Origin of the sequence: Chryseobacterium formosense (assembly GCF_900116415.1) — a bacterium.
Taxonomy (GTDB): domain Bacteria; phylum Bacteroidota; class Bacteroidia; order Flavobacteriales; family Weeksellaceae; genus Chryseobacterium; species Chryseobacterium formosense.
Genome location: NZ_FPAP01000005.1, coordinates 240,654 through 255,036, shown reverse-complemented (window position 1 = coordinate 255,036; position 14,383 = coordinate 240,654). Strand labels below are relative to the sequence as shown.

Genomic DNA, 14,383 nt, shown 5'->3' with positions numbered 1-14,383 from the left:
GCGCATAGCCTGTAAGAACTCCTAAATCTAAATTAAAATTGTTTATATTTCACTGATGGTAAAAACTATTCTGCTGTTGTATGTTGCAGCTGGAACTGTTACTGAAACTCCGCTTAATTGTAGCTGAATTGGAATATTTGAATAACTGGCTAAAGTAGCAATTGCAACAATCCTAAATAGTTCTACATCTGTTAATCCTATTGGCTGATAAGTTGTTCCTCCGGATATTGAGCACAATACACAAACTGTAGTACCATCTCCCGTTCTTCTCGCGTTTAATATTAAACTTGAATTCCATGTTGGGTTGGCTTCATAGTGAACGGACACTTTTCCGCTACCTAATAAAAGAGGAACACTTGCAGTTAGTAGGATTTGATTGGCTGCACTTTCATAAGTTCCTGCATAGTTTGTTCCAGCTTCTGTGATAGAAGGAAGGGTAACTGTCCAGTTGTTTCCGCCTACTGTTAACGTTCTTTGTGCTTTAGCTTGTGATAGTGATATTGAGAGCATCAAAACAATGATACTGAAAAAAAAATTATTTTTAAATGACTCGTTATAATCTTCCATAATTCTTTATTCTGTTATTGTGTAAGTAATGACTACCGGTGTATTTGTTCTTGCCGATAAATTTGCATAGGTATTTGCCGACAAAGTTAGCGTTAAGCGATGACCATTATTTGCTCCATTTCCTGTATAAGCTCCTCTTATTCCGCTGATGATCGTTTGTGCTGTTGTGTTTAATGTTAACTGGGCAGAAGGCGTACCCAAAACTCCACCACCGGAACCTGACGCAGCGGCTGCCTGAATTTTAATGTCAATCCCGGGAATTATTTGGTTGATAGAAGCTGTAATTCTCCTCGGAAGACCTGCTGCAGCAACTGCAGATGTATAATTTAACCATTTTGATGTATTGGAAACAGGCGCAATAACCGGATTGCCAGCTTCAGTAGGTGCCGAAAAATTAAAGCTGATATTTCCTGGTGGTTCTATATCCATCAAAGTAACTACAGGTAATGTAATGCCTACTGTGCGGTTTCCTGTTGTTTGTGCTAAAAATGTGCAGGAAAATATCATAAGAACCGGAAAAAGTATTCTGAAATTACTCATTTTTGCTTTTTATTTTCGATATAGGTTACTTTAATGGTTTCCTGTTGATATTTTATTTCTGATGATTGTTTAATTACATTAAAAACTATATTTTTTGTTTCTGAAGGTTTTAGATATAAATCATAATGATCAATGGGAATCTTAAATTTTTTGTCTAAACCGTTCCTGTAAATTTTCACTTTCCAGTCTCCGGGACGCAGATAGGTAAAATCAAAATGTTCTCCAGTCATTACAATTTTTCTGAATGTTTGTTTTCCGTTTGTAGCTTCAATGACAAGATTCTCTTTTTTCTTTTTTGATCTCTGTGTGCTGAGTTGGGCAAACGCCAATTTATTTTCTGTTTCGTTATATTCTATTTTTCCCTGAATATTTGCTGCAGTTGTCAGACCAAAGTTGAAAAAGTTTTCCTGTTTATTTAAAATTAAAGAAGCAGGCAGATTTATATCTGTAATATCATTCAATGCAGTTGTTGACCGGTCTATTTCCAAAACATATTCACCAGGAATCATGTTTTTAAAAATATAATTCCCTCTTTTATCTGTAATTGAAAGATGATTTCCCATAATCAAACGGATACCCTCTGTTTTGTTGACTCCAAGATTTTTGATATTCCCAGATAATGTAGTGTATTCGGCAACTTTTTGAGAAGGAAGATTCATCCTTACAGTATAGCGCAGCGAAAAAATAAAATCTTTATTTCCCAGTTCACCACGTTGAAGATTATATCTTGCTGAAAGGTCGAATTCATGTCCGCGAAAAATTTGCTGATGAAAGATGAGCTCAAAAAGATTTCGGTCAGAATAATATTCTTCAGGCATGTAATTATTCTGATAAAATAAGCTGAAATATGTTTTGTCCGAAAATCTACTTAATATCCTTGCTCCATAATAAAACTGTTCCTGGTTTTGTAATTGATAACGTGAAGTAAGTGCATAGCTTCCATAGATATTGAAGGAAGTTTTAAATTTCTCAAATCCAATATTTACCGTATAAAAACTAGAGTTGCCGGAAAATCCTGTAAGGTAGTTATCTGTTTTACCAAATTGCGTTTCAAGATTGATCTGAAAAATATCGATCTGCTGATCTATCGACACTCTGAAATATTTTTCCTTATAATCGAATTCTCTTGGCATCAGACGATCCTGGTATCTTTGCGAACCATTGAAGAGCATTAAATTTCCATTTTTAGCATATTTAAATTGAATTCCGTACTGCAGAAATTTTCGGTATGGAGCGGCAAGAAATAAAGTATCACGCTGAAAATTTTTGGCATCCTGAACATAATTTCCTATCACATTGATTTTCTTCGTGAACTGATATTGCGCATTTCCGTTGAAAGTGCTTGTGTTGTTAAAATATCCTGCATATTCCGGACTTGCCCTCATGTACAAAGCATTTCCTTTGAACTTTTCGAAATTTGCAACGGTTTGCAGCATAAAAGCTGTTCCTTCTGTTTTTTCGGTTTTGCTATAAGATGTTTCTCCGGAAATTTCAAGATTTTTATTGAGTTTAAATTTTCCTGCGAGATAAGGTAAATGTGCATTAGAATCTAATCTTAAATTTGTAAAACTGAAATCTGTAGTTTCTGTTCTCGGGATTTTAAGTAAATATCCAGCCGTAATTTCAGACTCTTTTGCAATTTTTAGTTTTGAATACACGTTAAATTCATCTTTAATATCTCTGAAAAATCTCGGATGATTATAAAAACCACCCACACTTATTTTGTTTAAATCAATCTCAATTTCTGCGCCACGACCATATCTTGCATATTCTGTTAAAAAAGATGATGAATAATTTTTGTCTCCGAGATGTAGCCACAAATTTTCACGTTTATAGTTTACAAAATATTCTTCATATCGGGTAAATGAATTAAATGCTACAGGATTTTTGGTAATAGCTCTGAACTCAATAAGATTTTTATTTTCCTGATCTAAACTTCCTTTCCCATGAAATTCACCCTGAAAACCATCTTCATAACTTCCACGATTTTCCATACCTACAAATAAAAGCGATGCCGAAACAGGCAATCTGTGATAAATGTCGTCTTCAACAGGTTTTACCGAAATTATTTTTGTACTGGTATATGCTGTCTGATTTTGACTAAACTTTCCTTCAGAATGTACAGTTAGATTTAAATTTTGATATTCATTTTTACCAAGCTCAATATTAGTTTTTTTTGAAACGGAGATTATTTTGCTTTCTCCCGGCTGTAAAAGTATTTTTGACGGATGATCAACTATCGCATTTTTACTTTCCAAAATTAATTTCTCAGAAATATTGCCATTATTTTTTAAAAGAAATGTTGATTTTATTTTTTCTCCGGCTTTTACAAATTCAGGATAATCTAATGTGGTAAGTGAAATTTCTCTGCTCCCGGCAACGATAAACACAGATGTCAGGGTAAATTTTTCTTTCGTGCTGTTGTCAATTCCGGTCAGAAAAACCGAATATTTACCTTGTGGAGCTTCAACAGCAATTTTTAACGGAACAATATAAATTTTATTTTCATTCGGAGCGATTGAAATGCTTCCTGTTTTTAAGATTGGTGCTATGGATGGGTTTGAAGATTCTGCAGTAATATCATAATTTTTAGCCTCAGAGGTTCTGTTCTCTATTGTAAATGAAATAGAAGTTGTTGTTCCCGGCTTTAAGCTGTCTTTTTTTTGAGAAAAAAATAAAACCGGGAGTAGGAGGGTAAAATAGATAATCTGTTTTTTAATCATTTTTTACTTCCAATTCCACATTGAGTGCAAATGCATTTTCGTCTTCATCAGTTGCAATAATTACGGCATTGTATTGATCGGGAGGCATTTTGGTGATATCAATATGAAAAGATTTTGAGGTTTGTGGTAATAATCCCATTGGCAGACTGCTGAGAGTTTCGATTTTCTGACCGTTTTTTTTGTTGTAAATCTCTATTGATGCAGTTGGTTTGCAATAAAGATTTCCTTCATTGGCGATAGCTATTTTTAGTATTCTTTTTTCTTGTTCTTTTTCGATTTTTATTCCTTCGAATTTTAAATTGGGCTTTGCTTTTTCGGAATCTACATCAGTGATAATCTGAATAGCATACCGTACAATTGAGGTAATATTGATCCCCTGCTTTTCATTGCTGGCTTTTATATTTTCGACAGGTTCTACAATAATTACGCTCCAATAGCTTCCTGCGTCATTCGTTTGTGAAGGTATTTTGATTTCATAAAAAACGTCTGTTTTTTCTTTTGGTTTTAAGCTGATCAGATTGGTGTTGAGCTGAATCCATTCTGCATTGGTTTTTGGGTTGGTTTTTGGGATGGTATAATTTATTGAACCATCTGCCTGATAAGTGAAATCCTGTAAAAACAGTTTCACATCCTGAGTCTGATTACCTGTATTTTCTATAGAAATTTTGCCTTTGTACACTCTGCCATTCTCTACTTTATAAGTGTGTGAAAGACCGTTGAGTACCACAATATTTGCCTTTGAAAAAGAAAATGGAAGGATCAGAATTATAAATAAGAGTATCCGCTTTATCATTTTAAATGTAAAGTTTTAGTTTGTTTTAAGACAATAGTAAAGCTGGGAGAAATTTTATCTAAATTTCTCCTTGATCACAAGTCAGATTTTTTTGTGAATTCTTAGTTGTCAGAAATTGTGTAGGTCACCGTAGCAACCGTAGTTGCGGTAGCTTGCAAATCTGCATAGTTGGCAACACTTCCGCCTGCTGCTAAAGCATAAGTTAGATTATGGCCATTGTTTGCTCCGTTTCCGGTATAAGCACTGCCGATTCCTGAAATAATAGTTTGGTCAGCTGCGCTTAATGTCAATTGAGCGGAAGGAGTTCCCAAAGTTCCTCCTCCTGCACCGGTTGCGGCTGCGGCAGTAACATTGATATCAATTCCCGGAATCACAGCATTTAGGCTTACAGAAACATTACGGGTAGGATCGGCAACAGATTTTATGGAAGAGTAGTTCAACCAAAGGGTGTTGTTGCTGCCACTAGAAACGATAGGAAGACCTGCTTCTGTAGGAGGTGTGAAGCCTAAAGTGATGTTTTTGGTTGCAGAGGGTTCAATGTCTACAATTGCAACTTCGGGAACAGTAATCGTAATCGTGTGATCGTCTTTGTTAGTGTCTTGCGCTTTTAGATTTGTTGAGAAAGCAAGCGCTGCTAAAGACATAGCTAAACTAAATGTTGTTTTCGTCATGGTGTTAATGTTTTGAAAAGTGAAGTTAGTCAAAAATTCATTACAATATGAAATATTTAATGATAAAATTTTATGTTTATGTATTCATTATCAATTGTTTAATGTTATTAATCGATAATTTTTTACATAGTTATTAATTTTTTGTGGTAAAATTTTATGACTATAATCAATGTATAGGGAAATTATACATCTAAAATTGCATTAGTGTATTTTATTTTTCAGAATGGGTTGATTGCGAATTTGATAGGTGTTTAATGTTCTGTTCTCCCGGCAAAATGCCAACTGTTGTTTTCAGTTTTTATTTTAATATCGTACCAGCCTTTAGTTTTCTCTAAATTAATAACTGTATCATACTTTGAAGAAGCAGATTTAATCTCTTTCTTGGTTTTTTCGTACAAATTTTCGAGACTGATGGTGTAATTTTCGTCCGGAATATTATGCAATTCAATCTTTATCTCGTCCTTGGATGAAGTATTGGTTAAAATTACTTCTATTTCAGGTTTTTTTTTACCCTTAAATTTTCTTACAAAACCATTAATGCCTATTATTTCATAGCTGTACGTTCCAAAACTGATTGGATGGGTAAGCTTATCATTCGAATGAAGTTTGTAAGAGAAATAATAATTTTTTGTATTAAATGCGTTTTTATCGTAAACAATTAAATCAACTTCACTGTTTTTGAAGTTCATCATACTGATCTCGTTATTTTCTATATTAACAAGATAGTGGTGTGTCTGAAGAATAGGTGGTTTCATGTCTCTTCGGAATTCAATTAGTTTTTTTGAATGTTTTTTTCAGAGAACATTTTGGGACTTGGTAGGGATGATTATTTATATAATCATGATGTCATTAAGTTTTACATGACAAATTTAGCACATGTATATTACCGGTTCTTTAACTTTTTGTTAAGAGTTGGCAAATATTAGCATCGAAAATAATAAAAAAAATTAACATAATGAGGTGTTAAATGTTAATATTTTCTTAAAATCTACTTAAGATTCCCCAGTGGATTTTTATATCGTTAAACTTAAAAGGATTTCCGAATTCATTACCATTAGAAAGCTGGAAGCTCATCAAACCAATCGGAATGAAGAAATTAAAACCAAGACCAACACTATACAGTTTAGGTTTTACATTTAAAGATTTATTGTTGAGCTGCCCATATTGCCCGAAAACATCAAAAAATGCCTGATTTCCGATGAGATACCGATATTCCACACCGGCGTAATAATAAAAATCGGCGGCAAGTGAGCTTTCATTGAAACCGCGGAGGGAATTCCAGCCACCAAAACGGTACAATTCGTTGGCCGAGAAATCTATTTTAGAATCCATCATGGCGCCTTCACCTTTTATATTAAGAAAGTGATTTCCGTTGATATGATAATTGTATTCCCCGAAAAAGTAGAACTGGTTTTGATTAGCTTTAATGTTTTCTCCGGTGTAATTGGTTGCCAAAAAGTCATAACCTACATTCAGTTTAGACTTATAAAGGAAAAGGTCAATATCGGTAGGTTCTGTCATGTCGAAGAAAATACCGATCCCTTTTTTGTTGTAATCTTTTCCCTGAATATAAAGACTGTCAATGATGGTTGAGTTTTCAAAAGTGCCTCGTAAACCTATTTTCTGTCGGCTGTTGAGATGATAATAGAACGCAGGTAACGCTTTTACATTGGCAAAAGTAGAATCCTGTCTGAAGATATTCACTTTCATATTCATCCCAATATTCGAATTGAATAAATACGGAATATCAGTCTGTAAATCGAAAGTCTGTCCTTTATCCGGGTTTCTTTGCCAGTATAAATTCACAGTTTCAAAACCATTGAACATATTTTTAAAATTCACATTTAAGGTTCCGTTCAGGGTAAATTTATCTGTTTTATCATTTCCAAAACCAATAACGCCGTCGAAAGTGTTGGTCTTTTTCTTTTCCATAAAAAGATAAATCTGTGTAGAATCTTTCGTGAAAAGTGTTTGCGGTTGCCGTTCAAGCGTGATGAAAGGATGGCTTTGGAAATTTTTATTGATGGCAATCAGGTTTTTGTCATCGTATGTTTTTCCTTTAAATTCTTTCTCTAAATTTTTAATAAATCTTTTCGGAACCCTTGTATAGCCTTTTGCTACAAAACCATCGATGGTTCGTTTATTATTTTTATTAATATCGAGCTCTACAACGGGATAGCCATTTTTCTTTCCTTTAAACTGAGACTTAATTCTGCTGAAAGCAAATCCGTCATCAATATATTTTTTGTTGATGTTTTTTTTAATAGAATCTAAATTTTTAGTGAAAAATTCTTTCTCCAATTTAAATCGGTCAACTATAGAATCGGAAAGATTAACGTAAGTTTCGTTGAAATTTTTTCCTTTATCATAAAAAATTTCGGTACTGTCGCCTTTTATTTTTACATCTTTCAGTTCGGTGAAAAAGTAATTACTTTGAGCCAGAGAATCGAGAAATTTTGCGGCTGAAAGTGAATCTTTTACTTTTTTCTTAACTTTCGTTTCTGTATCGATCAGGAAATAATGTTTCTTCTGCGCTTGTATAAAAACGCAAAACAGCACAAAAAATATTTTCAGAAATAACTTCAACTTTATTTAAATTTTAAACCATTAAGTTTTATTTAAGAAGTTAAGATTTTTAAGTTCAGCTTTGCTGAATCATTTCGTTGGTTTATAATCTATTTGATTATCTTAATAAAACTTAACTGCTTAATTCCTCTTAATGGTTCAAAAATATATTTAATTTTAAAAATAAAAATTTGTTTTAATAACTTTAATTAAGCCAGTTTATTATACTTCTTCATTAAATTCTCGTAAGTTCCCTGTGGCAAAATCCATTTCAAAGGAACACCGATTTTCTGTCCGAATTTACCAAAATAATAGTGAGTTTTCCATTTATTTTTGCTTAAAAGTGCATCAATATACTCAGCAACTTCCAAAGGTTCTGTTCCGTCGCCTACGTGAGAATTCATCAAAGCATAAACTTTGTCAAACACATTTTTGTAAGGCTCAGAGACTTTTGTTTTCACTCTGTTTTCTGCAATATTGGTTTTGATGTCTCCTAAATGAAGCGAACAAACATTCACATTCCAATGGTAAACTTCATATCTCATCGCTTCGGTAACTTTATCCAAAGCCGATTTTGAAGCTGAATAAAACCCACGAAAAGGCAACCCCATTTCACTCCCGATACTGGAAACATTAATGATTTGACCAAATTTACTTTCACGCATTTTCGGCATTACGGCACTCATCATTTGAACGGCTCCGACAAGATTTAGATTAAATAATTTTAAAATATCTTCCTTTGAAGAATCTTCCACAGAACCCACCATTCCCATTCCGGCATTGTTGATGAGAACATCAATTTTTGTTTCTGTTTTCAGAACTTCTGCAATTGCATTCTGCACCGCTGCATTATCTGTAACATCGGTTGGAATAGATGTGAAATACTGGCTTTCAGTGTGTTTTCTGCTCAAGCCATAGACTTTATGACCTTTCTTTCCGAAATATTCTGCCAATACGAAACCAATTCCTGATGAAGTTCCTGTGATAATTATAGTTTTATTCAATTTTTTTAGTTTAAAATGTTAAGCCGATATCTTCTCTTTCAATCATTCCTGTTTCTTCAAGATTGCAGATACAGCCTTTTACCGTTTTATAGTTTCCTTTGATTCTGGTTTCTTTTCCCTTGCTGTCTTTAATGACAATTCCTGCCGAATAATCGTTTCCTTCGGAATGATAAGCTCTGAAAATCACATATTCAAATCCATTATTTGTAAATAAAAGATTGTCTATTTCCATTGCGGCATTATCGGTTCCGCCACCTCTGAAATAAGAATTATAATGAAATTTTTTCCAGCTTTCCTTTGTTCGCTCTTTGGGAAATTCCATTTCAATTTTATTTGCTGTTCCGAAACGATATTGAATGTATTGGTTGTTTTTATCTTTTACCAAAGTCATTTTTTTGCCGTTTTTGGTTTCAAATGAATAAATTACTTCTTCATTAGGCAAAAGATATTGAGCCCAAAATGTCACAGGAATCAAAAATGTTAAAATGAATATAAGCTTTTTCATCTTTAACTATTTTACTAAAATGATTTTTAAATCCTCCCAAAACATCGGATAAGACTTTTCTACCACATTTTCATCTTCAATATTTAATTCTTTAATGAGGCAAAACGGGGCAAAACTCATTGCCATTCTGTGATCCTGGTAAGTTTTAATCGAAATGTTTTCCTCAGGCTCATTAAAGTTGATAGATTTTATCGTTAAATCTGTAAATTCTGTTTCAGTACCCAGCTTTTTCAGTTCATTATGTAAAGCCAGCAATCGGTCGGTTTCTTTCACTCGTAAAGTTCCCAATCCTGAAATTTCAAAAGGGATTTTTAAAGCTGAAGCTGTTACACAAAGGGTTTGAGCAATATCAGGACAATTGTTCATGTCTAAAACAATCTTTTCCGGGAACTCGAAACCTTCAATCGGTTCAAGTTTTAATTGATGTTCTTCTTCTTTGAAAGTTGTTTTAATTCCGAAAAACTCTTCGTAAATTTTTGCAATCGCAGAATCTCCCTGAGTGGATTCTTTATAAAAACTTTTCAGATGAATTGTTTTTCTTCCCAAAGCGACAAAAGAGTAGAAGTAGGATGCGGAACTCCAGTCGCTTTCCACTTCATAGTTGATAGTTGATAGTTGATGGTTGATGGTTGATTCTACTTTTATGATGTTACCGATGAAACTGTTTTTAATTCCGAATTTGGTTAAAATGTCCAAAGTCATCTCAATATATGATCTTGAAGTCACTTCACCAACCAAATTGATTTCCAATCCGTTTTCCAATTTTCCGGCAATGAGTAGAAGTGAAGTAATAAACTGGCTTGAAATATTCGCAGGAACATCTACTTTTGTTTCTGTGATTTTTCTTCCTATAATTTTTAAAGGTGGAAAACCTTCGTTTTCTAAATACTCAATTTCGACACCGAGATTCTGTAAAGCGGTCACCAGATTTTTAATCGGTCTTTCTTTCATCCTTTTCGAGCCTGTCAAAATAGTTGTTTTTCCATCCTGAATGGAATAATATGATGTGAGGAAACGCATCGCCGTTCCTGCATGATGAATGTCTACAATTTCAGTATTCTCAGACAATGCTTTTTTCAGCAATTGGGTATCCTGAGAATTCGACAGATTCCCGATTTTTATGTTTGCAAACAGGCTTTCCAAAATCAACAAACGATTCGAAATACTTTTCGAACCGCTGATTTGTATGGTTGTGTTTTCTTTTAATTTTGATTTTTCTAACTTCATATTCTTTAGATAGAAGCTGGAAATAAGGAGCTGGGTGTTCAAGTATTGTACTAAACTTCCGGCTTCCATCATCCATCTTCCTGCATTATTTCAATTTCTCATTATTCTGATGACGATCTTTATCGCGATCAGTTTTTATCTTCATTTTTTTGTCGAAAGCTTCCTGCAAATTGACTCCGGTTTGGTTGGCTAAACATAATGTAACAAATAAAACATCTGCCAATTCTTCGCCCAGATCTTTGCTCTTATCGCTTTCTTTTTCGCTCTGTTCACCGTATCTTCTCGCAATAATTCTTGCAACTTCACCTACTTCTTCTGTCAACATTGCCATATTGGTCAGTTCATTAAAATAACGAACGCCAATTGTTTTTATCCATTCGTCAACTTGCTGCTGCAGATTTGTAATTTCCATAATTTTTTAAGAGCCAATGCAAAAGTTAAAAGAGGCAGTTTTAAATTAATTTAAAATTTAGGTTAAATATCAAATATCAAATATCAAATATCAAATATCAAATATCAAATATCTTACTGATAAGCACCCAATGTAGGATTTGAAGTTCTGTCAGCGCCCACAATATCGGTAGGAACAGAATTGGCAACCGTAAGATCACCTTTTCCTCTTGCCGGAGAATCTGATTTCACTCTAAGATTCATTTGTGCAGCAAAGTAGTTGATAAACTTTGGCTCTTGGTTTTTGATACTTCCCGTAACATTCGAATTGGTATCAAAATCAAATCCTGCAGCACTTGTTCCTGAATATTTCAGCAAACAGTTCTGAATGGAAAAATTAAGCAGTTGTCCCGGTGTTTGCTCCAAAGAAAGAGCATTATCACGATCAGAATAAACAATACTGTTTCTTATGTTGAAGTGCAGAGAGCCTTGTTCGGTTTGTCCGTTTTCATTTTGATATTCATTGGCTGCAAAAATTCCGTTGCGGTTGAATTGATGAAGCAGTTCAGAATAATTGACAATGGTAGAGTGTACAAAATCGTACATTCCTCCTTTGAAAATTCCGATACATGATTCACCGCAATTGTTCATTACCAGATTGTTTGCATTAATATTAGATCTCACAGAATAAATTCCATATTCCTGGAAGGTATGGATAAATGAATTGCTGATAGTTGCGTTGGTTTCCGTCATTTCCAGACCTCTTGTTCCGCCGAACAGCCTCGCATGATTCATGATCAGGTTTGAGTTTTTCTCCATTCTGATCGAGTTCCAGTTTCTCGGGATGGTGTCATAATAAGTGTCGTTTCGGTCTCCGCGAAGAATTACCTGCTCATCTTTTGTTCCGTTGATATTCAGGGTTGCTCCTGTGGAAACTTTCATTCCGCTGTTTTTATGAAAATAAACTTTCGTTCCGGGCTGAATGTTCAGATGTACTCCCGGATCAAGCGTAAGATCACCGTAAATAATTTTTGCTTTATTATTAGACCACGTTGCGTCTGAAGCAATTATATTCGGATTCGAAGGGGTTTTAATAAAAAATTCAGCATCCTGAACCACCGAAAATAAAGTGACGTGTTGTTGTCCTGCTCCTGTTGTAAATAAAATGCGGTCTTCAGCGATTGCTTCCGGACCTGAAGCTTGCGGAGCAATTTCAACAAAAATATACAAACTGTCTTTTTTTCTTAAAGGAACATTCTGAAAATCGTGTCCCGGTTTTCCGTCAACATTGATTCTGTATAAAGATGCAGCTCCTTTTTCAAGGCTGATTCTTGGGATCATTACATCCTTATCTTCATTATTAAATACTTTTACAGCATATGTTTCTGAACGAACCTGATGATAAACAGTGTCACAGAAAACAGTGTCTCTTGAGAATCTGAGCTCCTGAGAAGGCGCATCAAACGTAATATCGTCCTTGTTACAAGAAACAGCTAAAAGCAACATCCAGAAAGATAAAAAGAGTAATAATTTGAGTTTCATCAAAATTAAAGTTTATATAAGTTTCAAATTTAACGAAAATACTTTAAAATTCTTATCTTTTAAAAAATGTTGATCAGGTATTTGTATATTTTAAAAATTATTGTATTTTTGCAACCTAAAATTTAGCAGAAGAAATACCATTACTATTTCGAAAGCAAAACTTTAATTTTTTAAAAATTTATTATGAAAAACGGAATTCACCCAGAAAATTATAGACTTGTTGTTTTCAAAGATATGAGTAACGACGAAGTATTTTTATGCAAATCTACTGCAGATACAAAAGACACAATCGAGTTTGAAGGAACTGAGTACCCATTGATCAAAATGGAAATCTCTTCTACTTCTCACCCTTTCTACACAGGAAAAACTAAATTGGTTGATACTGCAGGTAGAGTAGACAAGTTTATGAACAAATACAAAAAATTCGCGAAGTAATTTTTTGATTTTACAATATTTTAAAGTCTTTCGATTTTTTCGAAAGACTTTTTTTGTGCACTTTAACCAGAATTAAAACTTGAATAGCACAACTTCTCCCAATGATTCGTATTTTTGTCAATAAGCAGATTTTGGATATAAACAGTGAGATTGTAAACATCCGGCTTCCATCATCTAGCTTCCAACCTTAAAAACTTTTACAGAAATGCAACTCGTATTTTCCGATGCACAATATTGGGAAGATTTTCTTCCGCTTACTTTTACCCGTCCAGTCGCAGAAATGCGTTGCGGAATTCTTACTTTCTCCGAAAGATGGCAGAAAATTTTAGATTCTGCCGAAATTTCATGGTTTACGGAAATGTATCTGCAGCAAAAATTCAGGGAACCTGAAAAAAAAGAAAGTCTGTTTTTGGTGACTAATTTTTTACCGACAGATACAGTTATTCAGCAGATAAAAGATTTGAAACAAGGCGAAGCTTTGGTGTATGAAGACGAATTGGTGGCTGCAAAAATCAATATGGACGGTTTTTCTTTAAACCAGATCGAAAAAATGACGGATATCAGGGAAGAGCTTATTTTCTTTAAAAAACCAACCGATCTTTTTACGTATAATAAAGAAGCCATTGATTTTGATTTTGAATTACTGACAAAAGGAAAAACTTCACAGGAATTATCTTCAACCAACGGATTTTTAGGAAATGAAGAAGATTTATTTATCGAAGAAGGTGCAGAAGTTGAATTTTCAACCATCAACACTAAAACAGGAAAAATTTACATCGGGAAAAATGCAGAAGTAATGGAAGGTTGTAACCTTCGTGGTCCGATTGCGCTTTGTGAAGGTTCGAAGTTTAATTTGGGGGCAAAAATTTATGGTGCAACTACGATTGGCCCACATTCAAAAGTGGGTGGTGAAGTCAGCAATATCATTATTTTCGGGTATTCCAATAAAGGTCATGACGGTTTTGTCGGAAATTCCGTGATCGGAGAATGGTGTAATTTGGGAGCCGATACCAATTCATCCAACTTAAAAAATAATTACGGAAATGTAAAACTTTGGAATTACAGAACGAAAGATTTCCAGGACACAGGATTACAATTTGCCGGTTTAATTATGGGGGATCATTCTAAAACGGCCATTAATACACAACTGAATACAGGAACTGTGATCGGAGTTGCTTCCAATATTTTTAAAGAAGGTTTTCCACCGAATCTTATTGAAAATTTTTCGTGGGGTGGTTTTAAAGATGATGAACGTTTTAAATTAGATAAAGCTTACGAAGTTGCCGAAAAAGTAATGGCGAGAAGAAAAATGCCATTAACTGATCATGATAAAGCAATCTTTAAACATATTTTTGATAATTATTAAAAAATATCTGAACCATTAAGTTTAAATTAAGTTGTTAAGTTTTTTTAAGGTAAAT

General features: G+C 33.9%; 14 protein-coding genes. 2 read left to right on the top strand and 12 right to left on the bottom strand.

Going from position 1 to position 14,383, the window contains the following annotated elements; all coding sequences use genetic code 11:
* Positions 1 to 42: 42 nt before the first annotated feature.
* The 12 genes from BM371_RS18200 to BM371_RS18145 all read right to left on the bottom strand — a co-directional run bounded on the left by BM371_RS18200 (position 43) and on the right by BM371_RS18145 (position 12,527).
* Positions 43 to 567, bottom strand: coding sequence for a hypothetical protein (locus BM371_RS18200; protein WP_228376801.1), 525 nt, complete (start codon positions 565 to 567; stop codon positions 43 to 45).
* 6 nt (positions 568 to 573) lie between these two features.
* Entirely contained in the window at positions 574 to 1,107 is a 534-nt protein-coding gene (locus BM371_RS18195; RefSeq protein WP_034678894.1) for a hypothetical protein, read from the bottom strand.
* A complete protein-coding gene (locus BM371_RS18190) occupies positions 1,104 to 3,830 on the bottom strand; it encodes a COG1470 family protein (protein WP_034678896.1) in 2,727 nt (908 codons plus the stop codon). Before BM371_RS18190 ends, BM371_RS18195 begins: the two co-directional genes overlap by 4 nt.
* Positions 3,823 to 4,623, bottom strand: a complete 801-nt coding sequence (locus tag BM371_RS18185; protein WP_034678897.1) for a WxL protein host-binding domain-containing protein — start codon at positions 4,621 to 4,623, stop codon at positions 3,823 to 3,825. The genes BM371_RS18190 and BM371_RS18185 overlap by 8 nt, the downstream gene beginning before the upstream one ends.
* 101 nt (positions 4,624 to 4,724) lie before the next feature.
* Positions 4,725 to 5,294: a hypothetical protein gene (locus tag BM371_RS18180; RefSeq protein ID WP_034678899.1), complete on the bottom strand. Its 570-nt coding sequence runs from the start codon at positions 5,292 to 5,294 to the stop codon at positions 4,725 to 4,727.
* A gap of 251 nt (positions 5,295 to 5,545) precedes the next feature.
* On the bottom strand, positions 5,546 to 6,049 hold the full coding sequence (locus tag BM371_RS18175) for a phospholipase domain-containing protein (protein WP_034678903.1): 504 nt from the start codon (positions 6,047 to 6,049) through the stop codon (positions 5,546 to 5,548).
* Between the two features lie 226 nt (positions 6,050 to 6,275).
* Positions 6,276 to 7,853 (bottom strand): BamA/TamA family outer membrane protein, encoded by a 1,578-nt coding sequence (locus BM371_RS18170; RefSeq protein ID WP_228376802.1) that lies wholly within the window; start codon positions 7,851 to 7,853, stop codon positions 6,276 to 6,278.
* Between the two features lie 215 nt (positions 7,854 to 8,068).
* Entirely contained in the window at positions 8,069 to 8,863 is a 795-nt protein-coding gene (locus BM371_RS18165) for an SDR family oxidoreductase (protein ID WP_034678904.1), read from the bottom strand.
* Positions 8,864 to 8,873: 10 nt separating this feature from the next.
* A complete protein-coding gene (locus BM371_RS18160; protein WP_034678905.1) occupies positions 8,874 to 9,368 on the bottom strand; it encodes a hypothetical protein in 495 nt (164 codons plus the stop codon).
* A gap of 6 nt (positions 9,369 to 9,374) precedes the next feature.
* Positions 9,375 to 10,595: a 3-phosphoshikimate 1-carboxyvinyltransferase gene (locus BM371_RS18155; RefSeq protein ID WP_034679267.1), complete on the bottom strand. Its 1,221-nt coding sequence runs from the start codon at positions 10,593 to 10,595 to the stop codon at positions 9,375 to 9,377.
* A gap of 85 nt (positions 10,596 to 10,680) precedes the next feature.
* The gene (locus BM371_RS18150) at positions 10,681 to 11,007 is read right to left on the bottom strand and encodes a nucleotide pyrophosphohydrolase (protein ID WP_034678907.1); all 327 of its coding nucleotides are present in this window, start codon (positions 11,005 to 11,007) and stop codon (positions 10,681 to 10,683) included.
* A gap of 113 nt (positions 11,008 to 11,120) precedes the next feature.
* Complete coding sequence (locus BM371_RS18145) at positions 11,121 to 12,527, bottom strand: hypothetical protein (RefSeq protein ID WP_034678911.1); 1,407 nt, start codon at positions 12,525 to 12,527, stop codon at positions 11,121 to 11,123.
* Positions 12,528 to 12,710: 183 nt separating this feature from the next.
* On the opposite strand from BM371_RS18145, the gene BM371_RS18140 reads away from it, so the two are divergent.
* Positions 12,711 to 12,962 (top strand): type B 50S ribosomal protein L31, encoded by a 252-nt coding sequence (locus BM371_RS18140; protein WP_034678914.1) that lies wholly within the window; start codon positions 12,711 to 12,713, stop codon positions 12,960 to 12,962.
* A gap of 205 nt (positions 12,963 to 13,167) precedes the next feature.
* Positions 13,168 to 14,328, top strand: a complete 1,161-nt coding sequence (locus tag BM371_RS18135) for a GlmU family protein (RefSeq protein WP_034678916.1) — start codon at positions 13,168 to 13,170, stop codon at positions 14,326 to 14,328.
* The last annotated feature ends 55 nt before the right edge of the window (positions 14,329 to 14,383 follow it).

Excerpts from the sequence above, each read along its gene's own strand:
- BM371_RS18200 (WP_228376801.1), bottom strand. The coding sequence starts at position 567 with ATGGAAGATTATAACGAGTCATTTAAAAATAATTTTTTTTTCAGTATC.
- BM371_RS18195 (WP_034678894.1), bottom strand. The coding sequence starts at position 1,107 with ATGAGTAATTTCAGAATACTTTTTCCGGTTCTTATGATATTTTCCTGC.
- BM371_RS18190 (WP_034678896.1), bottom strand. The coding sequence starts at position 3,830 with ATGATTAAAAAACAGATTATCTATTTTACCCTCCTACTCCCGGTTTTA.
- BM371_RS18185 (WP_034678897.1), bottom strand. The coding sequence starts at position 4,623 with ATGATAAAGCGGATACTCTTATTTATAATTCTGATCCTTCCATTTTCT.
- BM371_RS18180 (WP_034678899.1), bottom strand. The coding sequence starts at position 5,294 with ATGACGAAAACAACATTTAGTTTAGCTATGTCTTTAGCAGCGCTTGCT.
- BM371_RS18175 (WP_034678903.1), bottom strand. The coding sequence starts at position 6,049 with ATGAAACCACCTATTCTTCAGACACACCACTATCTTGTTAATATAGAA.
- BM371_RS18160 (WP_034678905.1), bottom strand. The coding sequence starts at position 9,368 with ATGAAAAAGCTTATATTCATTTTAACATTTTTGATTCCTGTGACATTT.
- BM371_RS18155 (WP_034679267.1), bottom strand. The coding sequence starts at position 10,595 with ATGAAGTTAGAAAAATCAAAATTAAAAGAAAACACAACCATACAAATC.
- BM371_RS18150 (WP_034678907.1), bottom strand. The coding sequence starts at position 11,007 with ATGGAAATTACAAATCTGCAGCAGCAAGTTGACGAATGGATAAAAACA.
- BM371_RS18145 (WP_034678911.1), bottom strand. The coding sequence starts at position 12,527 with ATGAAACTCAAATTATTACTCTTTTTATCTTTCTGGATGTTGCTTTTA.
- BM371_RS18140 (WP_034678914.1), top strand. The coding sequence starts at position 12,711 with ATGAAAAACGGAATTCACCCAGAAAATTATAGACTTGTTGTTTTCAAA.
- BM371_RS18135 (WP_034678916.1), top strand. The coding sequence starts at position 13,168 with ATGCAACTCGTATTTTCCGATGCACAATATTGGGAAGATTTTCTTCCG.